A 22,516-nucleotide genomic window follows, 5' to 3' on the forward strand; every position below is an offset into this window, starting at 1 on the left:
GATATCGATCACACGGGCTCCAAAGGTCTGGCCTCGCCGGGCGGCAGGTCGATGCGGATCGTATCGCCCGCCCGCACCACGCCACTCTGCAGCACGATCGCCATCACGCCCGCCTTGCGCACCCATCGCCCTTGTGCATCGCGCGCCAGCGTCGCCGCCTTCAGGCCGGCCTGGAAGCGGTCGAGCTGGCTGCAGGGGTTGCGCAGGCCGGTGAGTTCGACGATGGCGTCGGCGCCCAGGTGCAGCCGCGTGCCGGTCGGCAGTCCGAGCAGGTCGACGCCGTGCGTCGTGATGTTCTCGCCCAGCTCACCGGGCCAGACCGCGAAGCCGGCGGTCATCAATTCGTCGAACAGCTCGGCGTGGAGCAGATGCACCTGCCGCAGGTTGGGTGCATGGGGGTCGCGGGCGACGCGGGACCGGTGCTTGACCGTGGCGCCGGCATGCGCATCGCCTTCGACGCCGAGTCCGGCGATCAGACGAATCGACGGTTCGGTGAATTTGGAGAAGCTGTGCAGCTTGCTGGCATGCACCGCTCGCACCGACGGCGTCGAAGTCATCGCTGCAAGGTGGCCGCCAACCGGCGCGCACACGCTTCGGCCTGCGCCGCATCGCGCGCCTCGACCATCACGCGCACCAGCGGCTCGGTGCCGCTGGCGCGGATCAGCACGCGGCCAGCATCGCCCAGCTCGGCTTCGGCGCGCTGCGTCTCTGTCTTCAGCGCGGCGTTGGACTGCCAGTCCTGGCCGTCCTGCAGCCGCACATTGATGAGGGTCTGTGGAAAGAGCGTGACGTCGGCCAGCAGTTCGCCGACCGTCCTGCCGCTGCGCTGGCAGGCCTGCAGGACCTGCAGGGCGCTCACGATGCCGTCGCCGGTCGTGTGGCGGTCGAGCGCCAGCAGATGGCCGGAGCCTTCGCCGCCGAGCAGCCAGCCGCGCTTTTCCAGCTCTTCGAGCACGTAGCGGTCGCCGACCTTGGCGCGGACGAACGCGATGCCGTGTCCGCGCAGCGCCACCTCGACCGCCTTGTTGGTCATCAGCGTGCCGACCACGCCCTGCGGCTTTTCGCCGCGCGCGATACGCTCGCGCACCATCAGGTAGAGCAGTTCGTCGCCGTTGAAGAGCCGGCCGGTCGCATCGACGAGCTGGAGGCGGTCGGCGTCGCCGTCGAGCGCGATGCCGTAGTCGGCACCCTGCGCCTTCACCGCGTCGATCAGCGCCTGCGGATGCGTCGCGCCGACACCCTGGTTGATGTTGAGGCCGTCCGGCGCGCAGCCGATGCTGCTCACCTCGGCGCCCAGTTCGTGGAACACATTGGGTGCCACCTGGTAGGCCGCACCGTGCGCCGCATCGATCACCAGCTTGAGCCCGCGCAGGCTCAGGTCGTGGGCGAAGGTGCTCTTGCAGAACTCGATGTAGCGGCCGGCCGCATCGCTCAGGCGACGCGCTTTGCCCAGTTGCGCGGAGTCGGCCCACACGGGCGCTTCTTCCAGCGCCGCCTCGACCGCATGCTCCCATTCGTCGCTGAGCTTGGTGCCCTGGGCGCTGAAGAACTTGATGCCGTTGTCGGGGTAGGCATTGTGGCTGGCACTGATGACGACACCGAGGCTCGCGCGCTGCGCGCGCGTCAGATAGGCCACACCGGGAGTCGGCAAGGGCCCGAGCAGCACGACGTCGACGCCTGCGGAATTGAAGCCCGACTCGAGCGCCGATTCCAGCATGTAGCCGGAGATGCGCGTGTCCTTGCCGATGAGCACCGTCGGGCGCTTCTCGGTCCTCTTGAGCACGCGGCCCACGGCATGGGCCAGGCGCAGCACGAAGTCCGGCGTGATGGGCGGTTGGCCCACCGTGCCGCGGATGCCGTCGGTGCCGAAATACTGTCGTGTCATGTCGTTGTTTCTTCTTGCAGAGAGTCTTGTTGTCCCGAAGCGCACATCGCCCGCCAGACGGCCAGCGCAGCGACGGTGTCGCGCACATCATGCACGCGCACCACGGCCGCGCCGCGCTCCACGGCCAGCAGCGCCGCGGCCACGCTCGGCACCATCCGCTCACCGGCCGCCTCGATGCCGGTGGCCGCACCGAGCGAGGACTTGCGCGACCAGCCGGCCAGCACGGGGTAGCCCGCTGCGACCAGCTCGCGCTGGCGCGCCAGCAGGGCGAAATTCTGCGCCACGGTCTTGCCGAAGCCGATGCCGGGGTCCAGCACGATGCGCGAGGGCGCGACCTGCCGATCGCGCAAGGCCTGCGCCCGCACCGTCAGGAATTCGGTGACGACCGGCACCACGTCACCGGCCATCGGCGCCGCCTGCATCGTCTGCGGATCGCGGTGCATGTGCATCAGGCAGACGCCGCAGCTCGGATGCTGCGCCACCACCGCGAGCGCGCCCGGCTGGCGCAGCGCCCAGATGTCGTTGACGATGTCGGCACCGAAGTCCAGCACGACGCGCATGACCTCGGGCTTGTAGGTGTCGATGGACAGCGGCACGCCGAAGCGCACCGCTTCGCGCACCACGGGAATCACGCGGGCGAGCTCGTCGTCCAGCGAGACGGCCGGGCTGCCGGGCCGCGTGGACTCGCCGCCGATGTCGAGGATGTCCGCCCCTTGCCGCACCAGTTCTTCGCAATGGCGCAGCGCCGCCTGCGCCGATGCATGGGTGCCCCCGTCCGAGAAGGAGTCGGGCGTCACGTTGACGATACCCATCACCTGCGGCCGTGACAGATCGATCAGGAACCGGCTGGTACGCCAGGTCATCGTCATGGCGCCGCTCCAAGAAAAAACGGGGCCAAAGGCCCCGTCGGTCTGCACGCTTGCATCGGTGCTCAGGCGGCGGTGGGCGCCGGGTCGGGCGTGACCGCCGGCGTGCCACCGCTACCGCCGTTGTTGTTCGACGGCGGGATGCGCGGCGTCCAGTCCTTCGGCGGACGGGGTTCGCGGCCAGCCATGATGTCGTCGAGCTGCTCGGAGTCGATGGTTTCCCATTCGAGCAACGCCTTGGCCATCGCGTGCATCTTGTCGCTGTTCTCTTCGATCAGGCGGCGCGCCAGGTTGTACTGCTCGTCGATGATGCGGCGCACTTCGCTGTCGACCTTTTCCATGGTCTGCTCGCTCATGTTCGTGGTCTTGGTGACCGAGCGGCCCAGGAACACTTCGCCTTCGTTCTCGGCGTAGACCATCGGGCCCAGCGCGTCCGTCATGCCATAGCGCGTGACCATGTCGCGGGCGATGGACGTGGCACGCTCGAAATCGTTGCTGGCGCCGGTGGTCATCTGGTTCATGAACACTTCTTCGGCGATGCGGCCACCGAACAGCATGCTGATCTGGTTGAGCATGTACTCGCGGTCGTAGCTGTAGCGGTCCTGTGCGGGCAGGCTCATCGTCACGCCCAGCGCACGGCCGCGCGGGATAATGGTGACCTTGTGCACCGGGTCGCACTTGGGCAGCAGCTTGCCGATGAGCGCATGGCCGGACTCGTGGTAGGCCGTGTTGCGGCGCTCTTCCTCGGGCATGACCATGCTCTTGCGCTCGGGGCCCATGAAGATCTTGTCCTTGGCCTTCTCGAAGTCCTGCATCTCGACCACGCGCGCACTGCGGCGGGCAGCCATCAGGGCGGCTTCGTTGCAGAGGTTGGCCAGGTCGGCACCGGACATGCCCGGCGTGCCGCGGGCGATGATGCTCGGGTTGACGTCCTGGCCGAGCGGCACCTTGCGCATGTGCACGTTCAGGATCTGCTCGCGGCCACGGATGTCGGGCAGCGTGACATACACCTGGCGGTCGAAACGGCCGGGGCGCAGCAGGGCGGCATCCAGGATGTCCGGGCGGTTCGTGGCCGCCACGACGATCACGCCGAGGTTGGTCTCGAAGCCGTCCATCTCGACCAGCATCTGGTTGAGGGTCTGCTCTCGTTCATCATTGCCGCCACCGAGGCCGGCGCCGCGCTGACGGCCGACCGCATCGATTTCGTCGATGAAGATGATGCAGGGAGCGTTCTTCTTGGCGTTCTCGAACATGTCGCGCACGCGGGCCGCGCCCACGCCGACGAACATCTCGACGAAGTCGGAACCGGAGATCGAGAAGAACGGCACCTTGGCTTCGCCGGCGATCGACTTGGCCAGCAGGGTCTTGCCGGTACCGGGTGGGCCGACGAGCAGCAGGCCGCGCGGAATACGTCCGCCGAGCTTCTGGAACTTGGCCGGGTCCTTCAGGAAGTCGACGACCTCCTTCACCTCTTCCTTGGCCTCGTCGCATCCGGCGACGTCGGCGAAGGTGACGGTGTTGTTGTTCTCGTCGAGCATGCGGGCCTTGCTTTTGCCGAAGCTGAATGCCCCGCCCTTGCCGCCGCCCTGCATCTGTCGCATGAAGTAGACCCAGACGCCGATCAGCAGCAGCATCGGCCCCCAGCTGACCAGCAGCGTCATGAGGAGCGAGCCCTCTTCGCGCGGCTTGACGTCGAACTTGACGTTGTTGGCGATCAGGTCGCCGACCAGACCACGGTCGAGATAGGTGGCGGTGGTGCGGATGCGGCGATCGTCGTTGGTGATCGCGACGATCTCGCTGCCGCCCTGGCCTTCCTGGATGGTGGCGCTCTTGATGCGGTTACCGCGGACTTCCTCGAGGAAGTCGGAGTAGCCGATGTTGCCGGCGCCAGCGGCACCGCGCGTGTCGAACTGCTTGAACACAGTGAACAACACCATCGCGATGACGAGCCAGACGGCAACCTTGGAAAACCACTGATTGTTCAAACGAAGCTCCAGTCAAAAGCGCGTGACAGGGAAATGAAATTTCGCCCAGGTCACGCAATTGATGACCATTTTAGGCTTTTCAAGCTGCGAAACTGCCTGATTTCCCTCAAGCATCCACAGCCAAGGCACGGGTTTCACCGCGCTTTGCGTATCAATTCGTGTCGCCGCCTCGAAGGCCGATGCCGACCATGAAGGTTTCGGACGATTTGTCGCGCGACGCCTTGGGCTTCATCGGCTTCACGACCCGGAAGTTCTTCTTGAACAACTGGGTCAGTTCCGCATAGCCGCTGCCGTGGAAAAGCTTGGCGACCAGCGCGCCCTCGGGCTTCAGATGCGCCTGCGCGAAGTCGATCGCCAACTCCACCAGGTGCGCCACACGCGCCGCATCCGCCGAAGCGATGCCCGACAGATTGGGCGCCATGTCCGACACCACCACATCCGCCTTGCGGCCGGCCAGCGCCTCTTCCAGACGGGCCAGCGCCGCGTCCTCCCGGAAGTCGCCCTGCAGGAAGATCACGCCCTCGATCGGCTCCATGGGCAGGAGGTCCAGCGCGATGATGGTGCCATCGAGCGCGCCCGCCGCGGCGCCGTCGGGGGACAGCCGCCGGCGGGCGTACTGGCTCCAGGCGCCGGGGGTGGAGCCAAGGTCCACCACCAGGTGGCCTGGCCGGATGAGCCCGAGCGTCTCGTCGATCTCCTTGAGCTTGTACGCGGCGCGCGCCCGGTAGCCTTCCCGGGTCGCCAGCTTGACCCAGGGGTCGTTGATATGGTCGTGCAGCCAGGCCTTGTTGACCTTCTTGCCGGTTGTTTTGGTGCTCATCGGCGGGGTCGCAATGGGTTCGCTGGTCGGGGGTTCGCGATAATACGGCCATGACAGCCATTCAACTTACCCCTGCGCAGCGCAAGGTGCACCGCGCCGAAGCCCATCACCTCGATCCGATCGTCATGGTCGGTGGCGACGGGCTCACCCCGGCTGTCAAGAAGGAGGCCGACGCGGCGCTCAAGGCCCATGGCCTGATCAAGATCCGCGTCTTCTCCGACGACCGCGTGGCCCGCGAGGCCATGCTGACGACCCTGGCCGACGAGCTCGGCGCCGCGCCGATCCAGCACATCGGCAAGCTGCTGGTGCTCTGGCGTCCGAAGGCCGAGAAGGTGAAGGACGTCGACGAGGACCGCATGCCCGGCCCGCGCGACGTGAAGATCGTCAAGTACAGCAAGCGCTTCGGTCAGCGTCCTGAAATCAAGACGCTGCGCGTGCTGGGCAACCAGCGCCTCACGCCCGGCGGCACCATCAAGCGCGCCAAGCCGAAGCGGCCGCTGTCGGCCAAGAAGCGCAACCAGGCGGACTGATGCCGACCCGCCAGGCCGCAGGGCGGCAGCGCCATGTCCTCTGCATGAAATGGGGCACGAAGTACGGCCCGGACTACGTCAATCGTCTCTACGCCATGGTGCGCCGGCACCTGAGCGGCGACTTCAACTTCGTCTGCCTGACCGACGATGCGAAGGGCATCCGCAGCGAGGTGCAGTGCCTGCCCATTCCGCCGCTCGACCTGGAACTGCCGGCCGGCCGGCCGGATCGCGCCTGGAAGAAACTGACGACCTTCGAGCAGGACCTGCATGGCCTGCGCGGCACCGCCCTCTTCCTCGACCTCGACGTGGTGGTGGTGGGCAGCCTCGATGTCTTCTTCGAGCAGCCGGGTGAATTCCTGATCATTCACGACTACGCCCGGCCGTGGCGCATGGAGCGCATCACCGGCAATTCGTCGGTCTATCGCTTCGAGTTGGGCGCGCATGCCGACGTGCTGGCGTACTTCCGCGCCAACATGGATGCGGTGCAGGCGGCCTTCCGCAACGAGCAGGCCTATCTGTCCGATTTCCTGCACGCCCAAGGCAAGCTGCAATACTGGCCCGACGCCTGGTGCCCGAGCTTCAAGTACCACGGCATCCCGACCTGGCCGACGAACTACTGGCAGGAGCCCTTCGTGCCGGCGGGCGCGCGTGTGATGGTGTTCCACGGCGAATGCAATCCGCCCGACGCGCTGGCCGGTCGCCGCAACCGGGCCTTCCGGTTCATCCGCCCGGCGCGCTGGATCGCGAAGTACTGGACGGCCTGATCAGGCCATGCCGGTCAGGATCGGACGCCGTCGCGGCGCCCCATGCGCCAGAGCAGCACGCCGGTGCAGGCCCACTGCGCCAGGTACATGCCGCTGCCGACGGCGTGCCAGAACTTGAGGTTGTCGCGCGCCAGGATGCGCGGCGCCGCGACGTACTGCTGCAGCAGCGCCAGCAGCAGCGCGGCCAGGACCAGGCCGATGGCCGTGCGCGTCGCGGCATCGAAGCCGCTGTCGGCCTTCTGTCGGAAATGGATCAGCAGGATCAGCCCGCAGACGATCGCGATCCAGCTCTGTGCGGCGAACAGCTGGCCCGCAAAATTGCCGGCGACGGCCGGGTTGCCGAGCCGGGCGAAGAGCATCGGCACCACCAGGAAACCAATGGTGCTCAGGCTGCCCCACCAGAAGGCGGCCAACAGCAGCGCGACGCGGTCTTTCACGCGCCGCTCACAGGTACTTGACCGCGACGATCTCGTAGTTCTTCACGCCGCCCGGCGCCTGCACCGCGGCGGTGTCGCCCTCTTCCTTGCCGATGAGCGCGCGCGCGATCGGGCTGGAAATGTTGATGAGGCCCTGTTTCAGGTCGGCCTCGTCCTCGCCGACGATCTGGTAGGTCACGGCTTCGCCGCTGCTTTCCTCTTCGAGCGCGACGGTCGCTCCGAAGACCACCTTGCCACCCGCGTCCAGTTCGGTCGGGTCAATGACCTGCGCCGCCGACAGCTTCCCTTCGATCTCCTGGATCCGGCCTTCGATGAAGCCCTGGCGGTCCTTGGCGACCTCGTACTCGGCGTTCTCGCTCAGGTCGCCCTGGGCACGCGCCTCGGAGATCGCATTGATCACCCACGGGCGATCGACCGTCTTGAGGCGATGGAGTTCTTCGCGCAGCTTCTCTGCGCCGCGCTTGGTCACGGGAATGGTGTTCATGTTCTGTTGCTCCAGAAAACGAAACCGCCGAACGCTGCCGTTCGGCGGTGCATGTGGGAGAGAGGGATCAGACGAGTGACCGTCCGGTCAACCGGCTCAGGATGGCGAGCGGGCTCGAGTCAGGATTGTATTGCCTGGCCGCGGGCAGATGAAGAGTCTGCTCCAGCATGTACTGGCCCGACATCACGGCGTGAGAAGTCTGGTCGGAGAAGCACACCCACACCGAGCCGGCCGGAAACGGCACGGTCTGCTGCGGGCCGTTCTGCTGGTAGTCGAGGTCCGCCTTCATGGCATCGTGCAGTTGCAGCATCAGGTGGTCGTATTCGCTGCGCAGCGACTTGGTCACACGCAGGGACCGCAAGGCCTTCGCCTGCCAGCGGGAATACGGCTTGACCCGCGGCAGGAAGCGCTTGGCGACCGTCTCGAAGGGCTCGCCCACGCGCCAGACACGCGGTACGCCATCGGGGTTGGCGTTGGTGAACACCCGCAGGATGCGCTCGCCGTAGTTCGGCCGCGACGGAAAGGCATCGACGTGCATGCGCTTGTCGTCGGCACGCCAGGACTGCACGCGCGTCTCCACCTGCGCCGGCCGATAGCTCGTCGGCGCCAGGCGCAGGGCCGGCGTGTAGTGCGGCAGCAGGCCGTGGATGAGCTGCGTGGCCTGGGCGCGGAAGCGCCCCACCATCGCCGCCGTGGTGCGTTGCACGGCCTCGTCACCGGCCACGCCCTTGAGCGTGCCCGCCGCATCGAGGCTGATGTTGCGCACCTTCGGTGCCAGCAGGCTCGGCGTCAGCAGGCGCCGCTCCTCGGGCCGAAGCTCGAAGCCGAGCGTCGGGAAGTACAGCACCTTGCCGGCTTCGAGGGCGGCGATCCAGTCATCGTTCGGCGTGGCCGCAGCCCAGTCGGCCAGGTCGAGTTCGACGAGCTGCGTTTCCACGGCCGACCTCAGCCCTGCGCCAGCTGCGCGTGCATCTCCTGGACGGAGATGACGCTGAGCTCGTCCATGTGGCGCATGCCTTCGACGGCAGCCTCCGCACCGAAGATGGTCGTGATGGTGGTCACGCGCGCGGCCAGCGACGAGGTGCGGATCAGCCGCGAATCGGTGATCGCGTTGCGGCGCTCCTCGACCGTGTTGATGACCATCGCGATCTCGTTGTTCTTGATCATGTCCACGATGTGCGGCCGGCCTTCGGTCACCTTGTTCACGGTGGCGCAGGCAATGCCCGCGGCGGCGATGGCGGCCGAGGTGCCCTTGGTGGCGATCAGCTCGAAGCCCAGCTTGGCTAAGCCGCGCGCGACTTCGACGGCACGCGCCTTGTCGTTGTTCTTCACCGAGATGAAGACCTTGCCCGACTTCGGCAGGATGGTACCGGCGCCCAGTTGCGATTTCACGAAGGCTTCGCCGAAGGTCTTGCCCACGCCCATCACCTCGCCGGTCGACTTCATCTCGGGGCCGAGGATGGTGTCCACGCCCGGGAACTTGACGAAGGGGAACACGGCCTCCTTCACGCTGAAGTACGGCGGCGTGACTTCCTTCGTCATGCCCTGCGACTTGAGCGACTGGCCGGCCATGCAGCGCGCCGCGACCTTGGCCAGCTGGATGCCGGTCGCCTTGCTCACGTAGGGCACGGTGCGGGACGCACGCGGGTTCACTTCGAGCACGTAGATGACGTCCTGGCCGTCCTTCTGCTGGATCGCGAACTGCACGTTCATCAGGCCGACCACGTTCAGCGCTTCGGCCATGGCCGCGCTCTGGCGCTTGAGTTCGGCGATGGTGTCCTGGCTGAGGCTGTAGGGTGGCAGCGAGCAGGCCGAGTCGCCCGAATGCACGCCGGCCTGTTCGATGTGTTCCATCACCCCGCCGATCAGCGTGCCGCCTTCGGCGTCGCGGATGCAGTCGACGTCGCATTCGACCGCGTCGTTCAGGAAGCGGTCGAGCAGCACCGGCGAGTCGTTGCTCACCTTGACGGCCTCGCGCATGTAGCGTTCGAGGTCGCGCTGCTCGTGCACGATTTCCATCGCGCGGCCGCCGAGCACGTAGCTCGGGCGCACGACCAGCGGGTAGCCCAGCGCGGCAGCCTTTTCGAGGGCTTCGGGCTCGGCGCGAGCCGTCGCGTTCGGCGGCTGGCGCAGGCCGAGCTTGTGCAGCAACTGTTGGAAGCGCTCGCGGTCTTCGGCCGCGTCGATCATGTCCGGCGAGGTGCCGATGATCGGCACGCCGTTGGCTTCGAGGTCGAGCGCGAGCTTGAGCGGCGTCTGGCCGCCGTACTGCACGATCACGCCGAGCGGCTTTTCCTTGTCGACGATCTCCAGCACGTCCTCGAGCGTCAGCGGCTCGAAGTACAGGCGGTCGCTGGTGTCGTAGTCGGTCGACACGGTTTCCGGATTGCAGTTGACCATGATGGTCTCGTAGCCGTCCTCGCGCATGGCGAGCGCGGCATGCACGCAGCAGTAGTCGAACTCGATGCCCTGGCCGATGCGGTTCGGGCCGCCGCCGAGCACCATGATCTTCTTCCTGTCCGTCGGATCGGCTTCGCACTCGTCTTCATACGTCGAGTACATGTAGGCCGTGTTGGTCGCGAACTCGGCGGCGCAGGTGTCCACGCGCTTGTAGACCGGGCGCACGCCCAGGGCGCGGCGCTTCTCGCGGATCGCGGTGTCGGTGGTCTTGAGCTGGCGCGCCAGGCGGCGGTCGGAGAAGCCCTTCTTCTTCAACGCGAGCAGCGTGTCCTTGTCGATCTCGTCGAGCGACTTGGTCTCCAGTTCGAGTTCGATCTTCACGATCTCCTCGATCTGCACCAGGAACCACGGGTCGATCTTGGTCAGCGCGAACACTTCGTCGACGGAGAGGCCCATGGCGAAGGCATCGCCGACGTACCAGATGCGCTCGGGGCCGGGCTCGCCCAGTTCCTTCTCGAGCACTTCACGGTCCTGCGTCTTCTCGTTCAGGCCGTCGACGCCGACCTCAAGGCCGCGCAGCGCCTTCTGGAACGACTCCTGGAAGGTGCGGCCCATGGCCATCACCTCGCCCACCGACTTCATCTGTGTCGTCAGGCGCGAGTCGGCCTGCGGGAACTTCTCGAAGGCGAAGCGCGGGATCTTGGTGACCACGTAGTCGATCGAGGGCTCGAAGGACGCCGGCGTGGCACCGCCCGTGATGTCGTTGCGCAGCTCGTCGAGCGTGTAGCCCACGGCCAGCTTGGCCGCGACCTTGGCGATCGGGAAACCGGTGGCCTTCGACGCCAGCGCCGAGGAGCGCGACACGCGCGGGTTCATCTCGATGACGACCATGCGGCCGTCCTTCGGGTTGATCGAGAACTGCACGTTCGAGCCGCCGGTATCGACGCCGATCTCGCGCAGCACGGCCAGCGAGGCGTTGCGCAGAATCTGGTATTCCTTGTCGGACAGCGTCTGCGCCGGCGCGACCGTGATCGAGTCGCCGGTGTGCACGCCCATCGGGTCCAGGTTCTCGATCGAGCAGACGATGATGCAGTTGTCCGCCGTGTCGCGGACCACTTCCATCTCATACTCCTTCCAGCCGAGCAGCGATTCCTCGATCAGCAGCTCGTTGGTCGGCGAGGCTTCCAGGCCGCGCTTGCAGATGGTCTCGAACTCTTCCGGGTTGTAGGCGATACCGCCGCCGGTGCCGCCGAGCGTGAAGCTCGGGCGGATCACGGTCGGGAAGCCGACGGTCTTCTGCACCGCCCAGGCCTCGTCCATCGAGTGGGCGATGCCCGAACGCGCCGAGCCCAGGCCGATCTTGGTCATCGCGTCCTTGAACTTCAGGCGGTCCTCGGCCTTGTCGATGGCCTCGGGCTTGGCGCCGATCAGCTCGACCTTGTACTTGTCGAGCACGCCATGGCGCCACAGGTCGAGCGCGCAGTTCAGCGCGGTCTGGCCGCCCATGGTCGGCAGGATCGCGTCGGGCCGTTCCTTGGCGATGATCTTCTCGACCGTCTGCCAGGTGATCGGCTCGATGTAGGTGACGTCGGCCGTGGCCGGGTCGGTCATGATCGTCGCGGGGTTGCTGTTGATCAGGATGACCTTGTAGCCCTCCTCGCGCAGCGCCTTGCAGGCCTGGACGCCCGAGTAGTCGAACTCGCAGGCCTGGCCGATGATGATCGGGCCGGCGCCGATGATGAGGATGCTCTTGAGATCTGTGCGCTTAGGCATTCTTGTTTCCTGCTTTGTGCGTTTCCATCAATGCCGTGAAGCGATCGAACAGGTAGCCGATGTCGTGCGGGCCGGGCGAGGCTTCCGGGTGTCCCTGGAAGCAGAAGGCCGGCTTGTCGGTGCGGGCCAGGCCCTGCAGCGTGTTGTCGAACAGGCTGATGTGCGTGGGGCGCAGCGTGGCGGGCAGCGACTTCTCGTCCACCGCGAAGCCATGGTTCTGGCTGGTGATGCTCACGCGGCCGTTGTCGAGGTCCTTCACCGGATGGTTCGCGCCGTGATGGCCGAACTTCATCTTGAAGGTCTTCGCACCCGAGGCCAGCGCCATGATCTGGTGGCCCAGGCAGATGCCGAAGGTCGGGATGCCGGTGTCGATCAGTTCCCTGACGGCGCTGATCGCGTAGTCGCAAGGCTCCGGGTCGCCGGGGCCGTTCGCCAGAAAGACGCCGTCGGGCTTGAGCTTGAGCACGTCGGCCGCGGGCGTCTGTGCCGGCACCACCGTGATGCGCGCGCCGCGCTGCGCGATCATGCGCAGGATGTTCTTCTTGACGCCGTAATCGAAGGCCACGACATGGAACTTCGGCGTGATCTGCACGCCGTAGCCCGACCCGAGCTTCCACTCGGTCTGGTTCCATTCGTAGGTCTGCTGCACCGACACGACCTTGGCGAGATCGAGCCCGGCCATGCTCGGCGCGGCCTTGGCGGCGGCAATCGCCCTGTCGATCAGGGCCTGCGACACGGTCTCGCCCGCCGCCAGACCCAGGATGCAGCCGTTCTGCGCGCCGTTCGTGCGCAGGTGGCGGGTCAGCTTGCGGGTGTCGATGTTGGCGATGGCGACCGTGTTGCCACGCACCAGGTACTCGCTGAGTGTCGCGGTCTGGCGGAAATTCGACGCCAGGAGGGGCAGATCCTTGATGATCAGCCCGGCAGCATGGATCTTGTCGGCCTCGACGTCTTCCTCGTTGACGCCGTAGTTGCCGATGTGCGGATACGTGAGGGTCACGATCTGCTGGCAGTAGCTCGGGTCGGTGAGGATTTCCTGGTAGCCGGTCATGGCGGTGTTGAACACCACTTCGCCGGCGGTGGAGCCGGTGGCTCCGATCGAGTTGCCGAGAAAGACCGTGCCGTCTGCGAGCGCCAGGATGGCGGGAGGGAAGGCTCCCTGAAGAGACAAAAGCACTGGGTTCTCCGGATGGATGACGCCCAAAGCGAAACCAAGTCACCCCATCGTGATGGGAAGGTTGCGGCTTTCGTCGAAAGTGAGGCTTGCGTGCGCTGTGGGCGGGGTGTGAGCGGGAAAGCCCCCGATTATAGCCGGCGTGCCTTCACCCTTCGGCGCCCGCGGCGCTGGCGTGCAGGCAGATGGCCGCCGCTGCCGCCACGTTCAGCGACTCCTCGCCACCAGGCTGGGTGATGCGGATGCGGTGCGTCGCGCGCGCCTCCAGCGCGGGCGAGACGCCCTGCCCTTCGTGGCCCATCAACCAGGCGCAAGGGTGCGGCAGCACCGCCTTGTGGAGCCAATCGCCATGGTGCGAGCTGGTGGCGACCAGCGGCACCTGCAGCCCGTCGAGCACCTCGGCGTCCACGCCCTCGATCAGCCGCAGGCCGAAGTGCGCCCCCATGCCGGCGCGCAACACCTTCGGCGCCCAGAGCGCAGCCGTGCCCTTGAGCGCGACCACCTGCGTGAAGCCGAAGGCGGCGGCGCTGCGCAGCACCGAACCCACGTTGCCGGCGTCCTGCAGCCGGTCGAGCACCACGGTCGGCGCATCGGGCTGCAGGTCGGGACGCATCGGCAGGTGCAGCACGAAGCCCATCGGCGCTGGCGATTCCAGGCCGCTCACGGCCGCCAGCAGCGCATCGGCGACCACGACGGTCTTGTCGGCTGCGCCGGCCCACTCGACCTTGGCCTGCGGCCAGAACGACTCCGTAAAAACGGCCAGTGCGGGGCGAACGCCACGCACCAGCGCCGCCCGGCAGAGGTGATCGCCCTCGAGCCAGACACGGCCCAGCTTGCGGTAGGCGCCGGGTTCCTGCGCCAGCTTGCGCAGTTCCTTGAGCAGCGGGTTGTCGCGCGAGCTGATGTGGCTCCGTTCCGGCAGACTCATGGACCGCTCCGCGCATTCACGATCAACGAGACGCCGTCGCCGTACCGCGCCGCGATCACCGGCAGGTCGACCGGGGCCGGCGCCGCGGCGGCTGCCGCAGCACGCCCGAGCGCGGCAGCCACCGGGGCGAAGGAGCGCCTGTGATGCACGCAGGCGCCGTGGCGCCGCAGCGCCTCGAGATGCTCCGGCGTGCCGTAGCCCTTGTGCCCTGCAAAGCCGTAGTGTGGAAATTCGGCATGCAGGTCCTGGCACAGCCGGTCACGGTGCACCTTGGCCAGGATCGACGCCGCGGAGATGGCCTTGACCAGCGCATCGCCCTTGACGATGGCCTCGGCCAGCACATCGAGCGTGGGCAGCCGGTTGCCGTCGACCAGCACCTTGGCCGGCTTCAGCCGCAGCCCCTCGACCGCGCGCCGCATGGCCAGCATGGTCGCCTGCAGGATGTTGTGCGTGTCGATCTCTTCCACCGTAGCGTGCGCCACCGAGCAGCACAGCGCCCGGGCGAGGATCTGGTCGTGGAGCCGCTCGCGCTGCAGCGCCGTCAGGGTCTTGGAGTCGGCCAGGCCACGGATCGGCCGACGGTCGTCGAGGATGACCGCCGCCGCCACCACCGGGCCAGCGAGCGGGCCGCGGCCGGCCTCGTCCACGCCGGCCAGCAGGCCGGGCGCGTCCCAGAGCAGCGCGGCCTGCTCAGCCTTCAAGAACTTGCTCGATCGCATCGGCACACAGGGTCGGGGTGTCGCGCAGCAGTTCGGCGTGCAGTGCGGCAAAACGATGTTGCAGGGCCTCCACTTTGGCCGGCTCTGCCAGCCATTGCAAGGTGGCGGCTGCCAGCGCCTGCGGCGTCGCCGCTTCCTGCAGCAGTTCCGGCACCACGAAGTCGTTGCACAGGATGTTCGGCAGACCCACCCACGGCTGGAGTTGCTGCCGGTGCATGAGGTGCCACGACACGCGGTTCATGTTGTAGGCGATGACCATCGGCCGCTTGAACAGCGCCGCCTCCAGCGTGGCCGTGCCGCTGGCGATCAGCGTCGCGTCGCAGGCCGCCAGCGCGGTGTGCGAGCGGCCGTCGAGCAACTGGACCTTGCCCGCCATGCCGCTGGCCTTCAGCGCTTCCTCGATCTCGGCACGCAGGCCCGGGATGACCGGCACGACGAAACGGATGTCCGGCTGCAGCCGCTGCATCAGCGCCGCCGCCTGGAAGAAGCGGGAAGCGAGGTAGCGCACTTCGGAGCGCCGGCTGCCGGGCAGCAGCGCCACCACGCGGGCCTGCGGGTCGAGATCCAGCGCCGCGCGCGCGGCCAGCCGGTCCGGCTGCATCGGGATCACGTTGGCGAGCGGATGCCCCACATAGCTGGCCGACACCCCCTGCTCCGCCAGCAGCGCCGGCTCGAAGGGGAAGATGCACAGCACATGGTCGGCCGCGGCGCGGATCTTCTCGATGCGGTCGGCGCGCCAGGCCCAGATCGACGGGCAGATGAAATGCACCGTCTTCATGCCGCGGCCGCGCAGGCCCGCTTCCAGGTCGAGGTTGAAATCGGGCGCGTCGATGCCGATGAAGAGATCGGCCCAGTCGCGCAGCAGCCGCGACTTGAGCTGACGCCGGATGCCGGCGATCTCGGCGTAGTGCCGCAGCACCTCGATGTAGCCGCGCACCGCCAGCTTCTCCTGCGGCCACCAGCTCTCGAAGCCGCGCGCCAGCATCTGGGGGCCGCCGATGCCCGTTGCCTGCATGCCCGGCCAGCGCGCACGCAGCCCGTCGAGCAGGAGGCCCGCCAGCAGATCGCCCGAAGGCTCGCCGGCGACCATCGCGAACCGCCGCGTTGCTGCGTCCGTCATGCGAGGCCGTTCAGCGCGCAATGCCACTGGCGGAGGTGGCGAGGAAGGTGTCCATCAGCGTCGCATCCGCGGCGGCTTCCGGGTCCTGGGTGCCCAGCGCTGCGATGGCGGCACGCGCCTCCTCCACCGTCTTTCCCTGGCGGTAGATCAGCTTGTGCATCTCCCGAATGGCGGCGATGCGGCCGGCCGAGAAATCGCGCCGCCGCAGGCCCACCAGGTTGACGCCGCGCACGGCCAACGGATTGCCATCGACCACCATGAAGGGCGGGATGTCTTTCCCGACGTGGCTGGCGAAACCGATCATCGCGTGCGCGCCGATGCGCATGCGCTGCAGCACGCCGGTGAGACCGCCGACCGTGACCCAGTCGCCCACCTCCACATGCCCGGCCAGGGTGGCGTTGTTCGCCATCGTGACCTGGTTGCCGACCTGGCAATCGTGTGCGATGTGCACATAGGCCATGATCCAGTTGTCGTTGCCGACGCGGGTCACGCCACCGTCCTGGACGGTGCCGAGGTTGAAGGTGCAGAACTCGCGGATCGTGTTGCGGTCGCCGATCACCAGTTCGGTGGGCTCGCCCGCGTATTTCTTGTCCTGCGGCGCGGCCCCCAGCGACGCGAACTGGAAGACCCGGTTGTCGCGGCCGATGGTCGTGCGGCCCTCCACGACGCAATGCGCGCCGATGGTGGTGCCGGCGCCGATCCGCACGGATGGACCGATGACCGCATACGGCCCGATCACCACGGACCCATCGAGCTGCGCGTTCGGGTCGACGATCGCCGTCGGGTGAACCTGCGTCATGCCCCGCGGCACCTCAGCTGATCTGACGCATCGCGCACATCAGCGACGCCTCGCACGCGAGTTCGTTGCCGACCCGTGCACGGCCCTTGAACTTGGAGATGCCGGCCTTCATGCGTTCGATCTCGACTTCCAGCGTCAGTTGGTCACCGGGCTCGACCGGTCGCTTGAAGCGGGCACCATCGATCGCGGCGAAGTAGTACACGGTGTTGTCGTCCGGCACGATATCGAGCGACTTGAAGGACAGCAGCGCCGCTGCCTGCGCCATGGCTTCGAGCATCAGCACACCCGGCATCACCGGACGGTGCGGAAAGTGGCCGTTGAAGAAAGGCTCGTTCATCGTCACGTTCTTCAGTGCGGTGATGCGCTTGCCCTTCTCCATATCGAGCACGCGATCCACCAGAAGAAAGGGGTAGCGGTGCGGGAGCAGTTTGAGAATCTGGTGGATATCGAGCGTCGTCGTCATAATTTTTCTATCCTGCGTCGTCTTTTTTTTCCAGCGCCTTGAGCCGATCGCGCAGACCGTGCAGTTGCTTCAGCGTGGCGGCATTTTTTTCCCAGGCGGCATTGTCGTCGATGGGAAACACACCCGTGTATTGCCCGGGCTTGAGAATCGACCGCGTCACCACCGTGGCCGCCGAGATGTGGACGCCGTCGGCCAGCGTCAGGTGACCGAGCACGATCGCGCCCCCGCCCACCGTGCAGTGCGCGCCGATCACGGCACTCCCCGCCACGCCGACGCAACCCGCCATGGCCGTGTGCTTGCCGATGCGCACGTTGTGGCCGATCTGGATCAGGTTGTCGAGCTTCACGCCATCGTCGATGACCGTGTCCTCGAGCGCGCCCCGGTCGATGCAGGTGTTGGCGCCGATCTCGACGTCGTCGCCGATGCGCACCGCGCCGAGTTGCTCGATCTTGACCCAGGCGCCTTCGTGCGGCGCCAGCCCGAAGCCGTCAGCGCCGATCACCACGCCCGGATGCACCAGGCAGCGCGCGCCGATGTGGCAGTCCTCGCCGACGGTCACGCGCGACTTCAACACGGTGTCGGCACCGATGCGGGCGCCGCGCTCGATCACGCACAGGGCACCGATCGATGCACTCGGATGCACCACGGCTTCGGGGTGGATCACCGCACTGGGGTGCACCTGCACCGGGTCCGGCCGCGCATGCGCCTTCTTCCAGAGCTGCGTCAGACGCGCGAAGTAGAGATAGGGATCGGGCGTGACGATGAACGCGCCGCGTTCGGCAGCGATATCGCGCATGGCCGGAGAGACGATCACGCACGCCGCACGGGAGGCCGCCAATTCCTTGCGGTACTTGGGATGACTCAGGAAGCTGAGTGCATCGCCGGTGGCCGTCTGCAGGGGCGCCAGCCGCGCGATGGAGGCGTCACGGTCGCCCGTGAACTCGCCTCCCAGGGCATCGACGATGGCTCCGAGCCGCAACGCCACGCGGATGCGGCTACTTGCCGCCGTTGGTTGCGGCAGGCGCGGCGGAAGATGCGTTCAGCGCCTTGATCACCTTCTCGGTGATGTCGTGCTTGGGGTTGATGTAGATCGCTTCCTGCAGGATGGCGTCGTACTTCTCGGCTTCGGCGACCTGCTTGACCACGCGGTTGGCGCGGTCGTAGACCTGCTGCAACTCTTCGTTCTTGCGTGCGTTCAGGTCTTCCTGGAATTCGCGGCGCTTGCGCTGGAATTCACGGTCCTGATCGACCAGTGCGCGTTGGCGCTGGGTGCGCTGGCTCTCGGGTAGCGTGGGCGCTTCGCGCTCGAACTTCTCCGACGCCGCCTTCAAGGCTTCGCCCTGGGCCGTCAAGTCGCGTTCACGCTTGAGGAACTCCGACTCCAGCTTGGCCTGCGCAGCCTTCGCCGGCTGCGCTTCGCGCAGCACGCGATCGGGGTTAACGAAGCCGATGCGGAAGGTCTCCTGAGCCTGCACTGCAAACGAGGCGGCCAGGGAAAGCAGCAGCGCGCCGACGACGCGGTACGAATGGTTCATCAGAAAGAGGTGCCGATCTGGAATTGGAAGCTCTGCATTCTATCCTTGTAGATGCCGGCTGCTGTGTCCTCTTCCTTCTGGGAGCGCACCGGTTTCGCATAGGCCACGCGCAGCGGCCCGAGCGGCGAAATCCAGCTGATGCCGACGCCGACGGAGGCGCGGATCTTCTTCTGCGCCGCCCATTGCGCGTCGGTCTGCGTGGTGCGGTCCGTGAAGACGTTGCCCGCGTCGAAGAAGCCGTAGAGCCGCAGCGTGCGGTCGTTGCCCGCACCTGGGAATGGCGTGCTCAGTTCGGCGTTGAAGATGGCCTTCTTGGTGCCGCCGAGAGCAGCTTCGGTGACCGTATCGCGCGGACCCAGCGAGTTCTGCTCGAACCCGCGGATCGAGCCCAGGCCGCCCGCGTAGAAGTTCTTGAAGATCGGATACACGTTGCCGCCGAGCGCCTTGCCGTAGCCGAGCTCGCCGTTGAGGGCCAGGGTGTACTGCTTGCTGAGCGGGAAGTACTGCTGGTACTGGTAGCTGCTCTTGATGTACTTCAAATCGCCACCTGCGCCCCACTCCACGTTGGCGCGCTGCAGACGGCCCTTGGTGGGCACGAGTGCGCTGTCGCGGTCGTCGCGCGCCCAGCCGATGGTCAGCGGGATGCCCCACTTGCTGTCGTCGGCGCAGCCCGTGATCGTCTGCGTGGTCGCGTCGAACCGGCAGTTGAAGTAGTCGCGGTAGGCCTGCGGCGTCGCCTGCGCCGCGTTCGATCCCGGCTGGAAGTTGAAGCGCTCGAGCCCGGCGCCGAAGAACACGGTATCGACTTCGCTGAACGGCACGCCGAATTTGACGCTTCCCCCTTCGCTCACCAGCTTGTAGTCACCGTCGACCGAGTAGTACGGGCGGGTCGTCTGATGGAACAGGCTGAAGGTGCGGGAGATGCCGTCCGACGTGAAGTACGGGTCGGTCGCGGTCAGCGAGATCGTGCGGTAGTACTTGCTGGTATTGACCTGCACGCCCAGGAAATTCCCGGACCCGAACACGTTCTCCTGCGAGATGCCGAAGGTGAGAGACACCTTCTCCGAACTGGAGAAGCCGGCACCCAGCTGCAGCGAACCCGTGGGCTTTTCGGCGACGGTGACGGTCAGGTCGACCTGGTCGGGCGAGCCCGCCACCTCCTGGGTCTCGACGTTCACGTCCGTGAAGAAGCCCAGGCGGTCGACGCGGTCGCGCGACAGCTTGATCTTGTCGCCGTCGTACCAGGAGGCCTCGTACTGGCGGAACTCGCGGCGGATCACTTCGTCGCGGGTCTTGTTGTTGCCGCCGACGCTGACGCGGCGCACGTACACGCGGCGCGCCGGCTCGGCCTGCAGCACGAGTTGCACGCGGTTGTTGACACGGTCGATCTCGGGCTGCGCCTCGACGCGTGCGAACGCGTAGCCGAAGGTGCCGAAGTAGTCCGTGAAGGCCTTGGTCGTTTCGGTCAGCTGCTCGCCGTTGTACGGCTCGCCGGGCTTGATCGTCACCAGCGACTTGAATTCTTCCTCGCGGCCGAGGTAGTTGCCTTGCAGCTTCACCCCCGACACGACAAACTTCTCGCCTTCGGTGATGTTGACGGTCACCGTCAGGTCCTGCCGGTCCGGCGAGATCGCGACCTGGGTCGAATCGATGCGGAACTCGAGGTAACCGCGCGTCAGGTAATACGAGCGCAGCGTCTCGAGGTCGGCGTTGAGCTTGGCGCGCGAGTACTGGTTCGACTTGGTGTACCAGCTCATCCAGCCGCCGCTGTCCTGGTCGAACAGACCGAGCAGCGTCGATTCGCTGAAGGCCTTGTTGCCCACCACGCGCACTTCGCGGATGCGGGCGGTTTCGCCTTCGGTCACGGTGAAGGTCAGGTTCACCCGGTTGCGCTCGATCGGCGTGACCGTGGTCACCACCTCCGCGTTGTAGAGGCTGCGGCTCACGTACTGGCGCTTGAGCTCCTGCTCGGCGCGGTCGGTCAGCGCCTTGTCGTAGGGCCGGCCGTCGGCCAGGCCCACTTCGCGCAGCGCCTTCAGGAGCGCGGCCTTGTCGAATTCCTTGGTGCCGACGAAATCGACGTCGGCCACCGTGGGACGCTCTTCGACGATCACCACCAGCACGTTGCCGTTGACGTCCAGGCGCACGTCCTTGAACAGCCCCAGTTCGAACAGCGCGCGGATCGCGGCCGAGCCGCGTTCGTCGTTGTACGTGTCGCCGACGCGCAGCGGCAGCGAGGCGAAGATCGTCCCCGGCTCGACGCGCTGCAGGCCTTCGACCCGGATGTCGCGAACGGTGAAAGGTTCGATGGCCCAGGCTGCCGTGGCAGCGAGCGTGCTGGCGATGAGCGCGGCCACGCTGCGCAGACGGAAGCGACTGTTTGAAGTGTTCATGAGTGAGTTGCTCCGGCGCACGAAGGGCCGGCGTGAGTTAACCAAAGAGCCCGAAGAGTCGGTTGACGTCGTTGAAGAGAGCGATGGACATCATCACCAGCAACAACGCCACCCCACCGCGCTGAAGCCGTTCCATCCACGCATCGGAGACGCTTCTGCCGGTCAGGCCCTCCCAAAGATAATACATCAGGTGTCCCCCATCGAGGACCGGCAGCGGCATCAGGTTCAGCACGCCCAGGCTCACGCTGATGAGGGCGAGGAACACCAGGTATTGGGTGAATCCGAGGCTGGCGGACTTTCCGGCGTAGTCGGCGATGGTGAGGGGGCCGCTCAGGTTCCTGAGCGAGGCTTCGCCGATCACCATCTTGCCCATCATGCGGACCGTGAGCGCCGAGACTTCCCAGGTGCGCACGACGCCGCGCCACAGGCCATCGATCGACCCCTGCCGCACCGTCAGCATGGCCGGCGGCGCGCCCACATAGGCGGCAATGCGCCCGACCATCGCGCCGTTGTCCTCGCGAACCTCGGGCGTCACGTCGACGGTCATCTCGCGGCCCGCGCGGACGATCTGCCACGACTGGGTGCGCGGCTGCGCCCCCTCGACCGACGCCCGGATGAGTTCGCGCAGTTGCTGGCCGTCGACCACGGCGGTCGGCCCCACGGCGCGCACCAGGTCGCCCCGGCGCAGCCCGGCGCGCTCTGCCGGCCCGCCGGCGACGAGTTCGCCGAGTTCCGGCCGCGTCAATGGCGAAATCACACCGATCTTGCGGAACAGCTGGGCGTCGGCATCCTTCGCTTGCAGGCGGCTGAGCGGCAGCACGAGCGTGCGCGCCGGACGACCGCCGTCGCCGGCGACCTCCAGCGTGAGGTCGCGGCCATCGAGTGCACCGCGGGTCATGCGCCAGCGCAGGTCCTCGAAAGATTCCACCGGTGCGAGCCCACCGTCGAAACCCGCCCGCGTGATGTGCTCGCCGCCGCGCAAACCGGCCTGCTCGGCCAGCGACGCCGCCACCGGCCGCCCCAGCACGGCGGCCGGCTCCTGCACGCCGATCCAGTTGACCACGGTGTAGAGCGCGACCGCCAGCAGCAGATTGGCCAGTGGCCCGGCAGCGACGATTGCGGCACGCGACCGCAGCGGCTGGGTGTTGAATGCGAGATGCCGCTCTTGCGGCGGCACCGGCGCTTCGCGCTCGTCGAGCATGCGGACGTAGCCCCCCAGGGGAAAGGCGCCGATGACGAATTCGGTGTCCTGGCCCGGCCGCTGGCGCCTGGGCTTCCAGCGGAACAGCGTGTGGCCGAAACCGACCGAGAAGCGCAGCACCTTGACCCCGCACGCCACCGCCACGCGGTAGTGGCCGTATTCGTGCACCGCGATCAGCACGCCCAGCGCGACGATGAAGGCAAGAACCGTGAGCATCGATGAGTCCCTGGGTAGAACGTG

General features: G+C 66.9%; 21 protein-coding genes. 2 read left to right on the forward strand and 19 right to left on the reverse strand.

The genetic code is table 11. The features are described 5' to 3' along the window. Positions 1-8 precede the first annotated feature (8 nt). The 5 genes from N8A90_RS13475 to N8A90_RS13495 form a co-directional block, all read right to left on the reverse strand. Positions 9-557, reverse strand: a complete 549-nt coding sequence (locus N8A90_RS13475; protein WP_262075420.1) for an MOSC domain-containing protein — start codon at positions 555-557, stop codon at positions 9-11. Next, positions 554-1,885, reverse strand: coding sequence for a phosphoglucosamine mutase (gene glmM, locus N8A90_RS13480; RefSeq protein WP_262075421.1), 1,332 nt, complete (start codon positions 1,883-1,885; stop codon positions 554-556). The genes N8A90_RS13475 and glmM overlap by 4 nt, the downstream gene beginning before the upstream one ends. After that, positions 1,882-2,748, reverse strand: a complete 867-nt coding sequence (folP, locus tag N8A90_RS13485; RefSeq protein WP_262075487.1) for a dihydropteroate synthase — start codon at positions 2,746-2,748, stop codon at positions 1,882-1,884. The genes glmM and folP overlap by 4 nt, the downstream gene beginning before the upstream one ends. A 68-nt stretch (positions 2,749-2,816) precedes the next feature. Beyond that, positions 2,817-4,736, reverse strand: coding sequence for an ATP-dependent zinc metalloprotease FtsH (gene ftsH / locus N8A90_RS13490; protein ID WP_262075422.1), 1,920 nt, complete (start codon positions 4,734-4,736; stop codon positions 2,817-2,819). 151 nt (positions 4,737-4,887) lie between these two features. After that, positions 4,888-5,556, reverse strand: a complete 669-nt coding sequence (locus tag N8A90_RS13495; RefSeq protein ID WP_262075423.1) for an RlmE family RNA methyltransferase — start codon at positions 5,554-5,556, stop codon at positions 4,888-4,890. Positions 5,557-5,606: 50 nt separating this feature from the next. Here N8A90_RS13495 and N8A90_RS13500 point away from each other — a divergent pair, with 50 nt between their 5' ends. Beyond that, positions 5,607-6,086: a YhbY family RNA-binding protein gene (locus N8A90_RS13500; protein WP_262075424.1), complete on the forward strand. Its 480-nt coding sequence runs from the start codon at positions 5,607-5,609 to the stop codon at positions 6,084-6,086. Next, positions 6,086-6,850 (forward strand): glycosyltransferase, encoded by a 765-nt coding sequence (locus N8A90_RS13505; RefSeq protein ID WP_262075425.1) that lies wholly within the window; start codon positions 6,086-6,088, stop codon positions 6,848-6,850. The genes N8A90_RS13500 and N8A90_RS13505 overlap by 1 nt, the downstream gene beginning before the upstream one ends. Positions 6,851-6,864: 14 nt before the next feature. Here N8A90_RS13505 and N8A90_RS13510 read toward each other — a convergent pair whose 3' ends face one another. The 14 genes from N8A90_RS13510 to rseP all read right to left on the reverse strand — a co-directional run bounded on the left by N8A90_RS13510 (position 6,865) and on the right by rseP (position 22,492). Beyond that, entirely contained in the window at positions 6,865-7,287 is a 423-nt protein-coding gene (locus tag N8A90_RS13510) for a DUF4149 domain-containing protein (protein WP_262075426.1), read from the reverse strand. 7 nt (positions 7,288-7,294) lie between these two features. Further along, positions 7,295-7,771: a transcription elongation factor GreA gene (greA, locus tag N8A90_RS13515; RefSeq protein WP_262075427.1), complete on the reverse strand. Its 477-nt coding sequence runs from the start codon at positions 7,769-7,771 to the stop codon at positions 7,295-7,297. A gap of 67 nt (positions 7,772-7,838) precedes the next feature. Then, on the reverse strand, positions 7,839-8,708 hold the full coding sequence (locus tag N8A90_RS13520) for a Kdo hydroxylase family protein (RefSeq protein ID WP_262075428.1): 870 nt from the start codon (positions 8,706-8,708) through the stop codon (positions 7,839-7,841). 8 nt (positions 8,709-8,716) lie between these two features. Beyond that, positions 8,717-11,944: a carbamoyl-phosphate synthase large subunit gene (gene carB, locus N8A90_RS13525; RefSeq protein ID WP_262075429.1), complete on the reverse strand. Its 3,228-nt coding sequence runs from the start codon at positions 11,942-11,944 to the stop codon at positions 8,717-8,719. Further along, positions 11,937-13,121: a glutamine-hydrolyzing carbamoyl-phosphate synthase small subunit gene (gene carA, locus N8A90_RS13530; protein ID WP_262075430.1), complete on the reverse strand. Its 1,185-nt coding sequence runs from the start codon at positions 13,119-13,121 to the stop codon at positions 11,937-11,939. The genes carB and carA overlap by 8 nt, the downstream gene beginning before the upstream one ends. 145 nt (positions 13,122-13,266) lie before the next feature. Continuing rightward, positions 13,267-14,046: a TrmH family RNA methyltransferase gene (locus N8A90_RS13535; protein WP_262075431.1), complete on the reverse strand. Its 780-nt coding sequence runs from the start codon at positions 14,044-14,046 to the stop codon at positions 13,267-13,269. Beyond that, a complete protein-coding gene (gene rnhB, locus N8A90_RS13540) occupies positions 14,043-14,765 on the reverse strand; it encodes a ribonuclease HII (protein ID WP_262075432.1) in 723 nt (240 codons plus the stop codon). The genes N8A90_RS13535 and rnhB overlap by 4 nt, the downstream gene beginning before the upstream one ends. Continuing rightward, positions 14,737-15,885: a lipid-A-disaccharide synthase gene (gene lpxB / locus N8A90_RS13545; protein WP_262075433.1), complete on the reverse strand. Its 1,149-nt coding sequence runs from the start codon at positions 15,883-15,885 to the stop codon at positions 14,737-14,739. The genes rnhB and lpxB overlap by 29 nt, the downstream gene beginning before the upstream one ends. 10 nt (positions 15,886-15,895) lie before the next feature. Beyond that, on the reverse strand, positions 15,896-16,684 hold the full coding sequence (lpxA, locus tag N8A90_RS13550; protein WP_262075434.1) for an acyl-ACP--UDP-N-acetylglucosamine O-acyltransferase: 789 nt from the start codon (positions 16,682-16,684) through the stop codon (positions 15,896-15,898). 13 nt (positions 16,685-16,697) lie between these two features. Continuing rightward, complete coding sequence (gene fabZ / locus N8A90_RS13555; protein WP_262075435.1) at positions 16,698-17,147, reverse strand: 3-hydroxyacyl-ACP dehydratase FabZ; 450 nt, start codon at positions 17,145-17,147, stop codon at positions 16,698-16,700. Between the two features lie 7 nt (positions 17,148-17,154). Then, positions 17,155-18,132, reverse strand: coding sequence for a UDP-3-O-(3-hydroxymyristoyl)glucosamine N-acyltransferase (gene lpxD / locus N8A90_RS13560; protein WP_262075436.1), 978 nt, complete (start codon positions 18,130-18,132; stop codon positions 17,155-17,157). A 10-nt stretch (positions 18,133-18,142) separates the two neighbouring features. After that, on the reverse strand, positions 18,143-18,682 hold the full coding sequence (locus N8A90_RS13565; RefSeq protein ID WP_262075437.1) for an OmpH family outer membrane protein: 540 nt from the start codon (positions 18,680-18,682) through the stop codon (positions 18,143-18,145). Further along, the gene (bamA, locus tag N8A90_RS13570) at positions 18,682-21,075 is read right to left on the reverse strand and encodes an outer membrane protein assembly factor BamA (RefSeq protein ID WP_262075438.1); all 2,394 of its coding nucleotides are present in this window, start codon (positions 21,073-21,075) and stop codon (positions 18,682-18,684) included. Before bamA ends, N8A90_RS13565 begins: the two co-directional genes overlap by 1 nt. A gap of 37 nt (positions 21,076-21,112) precedes the next feature. Then, the gene (gene rseP / locus N8A90_RS13575) at positions 21,113-22,492 is read right to left on the reverse strand and encodes an RIP metalloprotease RseP (RefSeq protein WP_262075439.1); all 1,380 of its coding nucleotides are present in this window, start codon (positions 22,490-22,492) and stop codon (positions 21,113-21,115) included. Between the last annotated feature and the right edge of the window lie 24 nt (positions 22,493-22,516).

Origin of the sequence: Variovorax sp. N23, assembly GCF_025486315.1 — a bacterium.
GTDB lineage: Bacteria > Pseudomonadota > Gammaproteobacteria > Burkholderiales > Burkholderiaceae_C > Variovorax.

Bases quoted from the DNA above. Each gene is read 5' to 3' on its own strand.
- lpxA (WP_262075434.1), bottom strand. From the start codon at position 16,684: ATGACGCAGGTTCACCCGACGGCGATCGTCGACCCGAACGCGCAGCTC.
- N8A90_RS13505 (WP_262075425.1), top strand. From the start codon at position 6,086: ATGCCGACCCGCCAGGCCGCAGGGCGGCAGCGCCATGTCCTCTGCATG.
- N8A90_RS13500 (WP_262075424.1), top strand. From the start codon at position 5,607: ATGACAGCCATTCAACTTACCCCTGCGCAGCGCAAGGTGCACCGCGCC.
- fabZ (WP_262075435.1), bottom strand. From the start codon at position 17,147: ATGACGACGACGCTCGATATCCACCAGATTCTCAAACTGCTCCCGCAC.
- N8A90_RS13565 (WP_262075437.1), bottom strand. From the start codon at position 18,682: ATGAACCATTCGTACCGCGTCGTCGGCGCGCTGCTGCTTTCCCTGGCC.
- carB (WP_262075429.1), bottom strand. From the start codon at position 11,944: ATGCCTAAGCGCACAGATCTCAAGAGCATCCTCATCATCGGCGCCGGC.
- rnhB (WP_262075432.1), bottom strand. From the start codon at position 14,765: ATGCGATCGAGCAAGTTCTTGAAGGCTGAGCAGGCCGCGCTGCTCTGG.
- rseP (WP_262075439.1), bottom strand. From the start codon at position 22,492: ATGCTCACGGTTCTTGCCTTCATCGTCGCGCTGGGCGTGCTGATCGCG.
- N8A90_RS13495 (WP_262075423.1), bottom strand. From the start codon at position 5,556: ATGAGCACCAAAACAACCGGCAAGAAGGTCAACAAGGCCTGGCTGCAC.
- lpxB (WP_262075433.1), bottom strand. From the start codon at position 15,885: ATGACGGACGCAGCAACGCGGCGGTTCGCGATGGTCGCCGGCGAGCCT.
- glmM (WP_262075421.1), bottom strand. From the start codon at position 1,885: ATGACACGACAGTATTTCGGCACCGACGGCATCCGCGGCACGGTGGGC.
- N8A90_RS13535 (WP_262075431.1), bottom strand. From the start codon at position 14,046: ATGAGTCTGCCGGAACGGAGCCACATCAGCTCGCGCGACAACCCGCTG.
- bamA (WP_262075438.1), bottom strand. From the start codon at position 21,075: ATGAACACTTCAAACAGTCGCTTCCGTCTGCGCAGCGTGGCCGCGCTC.
- folP (WP_262075487.1), bottom strand. From the start codon at position 2,748: ATGACCTGGCGTACCAGCCGGTTCCTGATCGATCTGTCACGGCCGCAG.
- N8A90_RS13475 (WP_262075420.1), bottom strand. From the start codon at position 557: ATGACTTCGACGCCGTCGGTGCGAGCGGTGCATGCCAGCAAGCTGCAC.
- greA (WP_262075427.1), bottom strand. From the start codon at position 7,771: ATGAACACCATTCCCGTGACCAAGCGCGGCGCAGAGAAGCTGCGCGAA.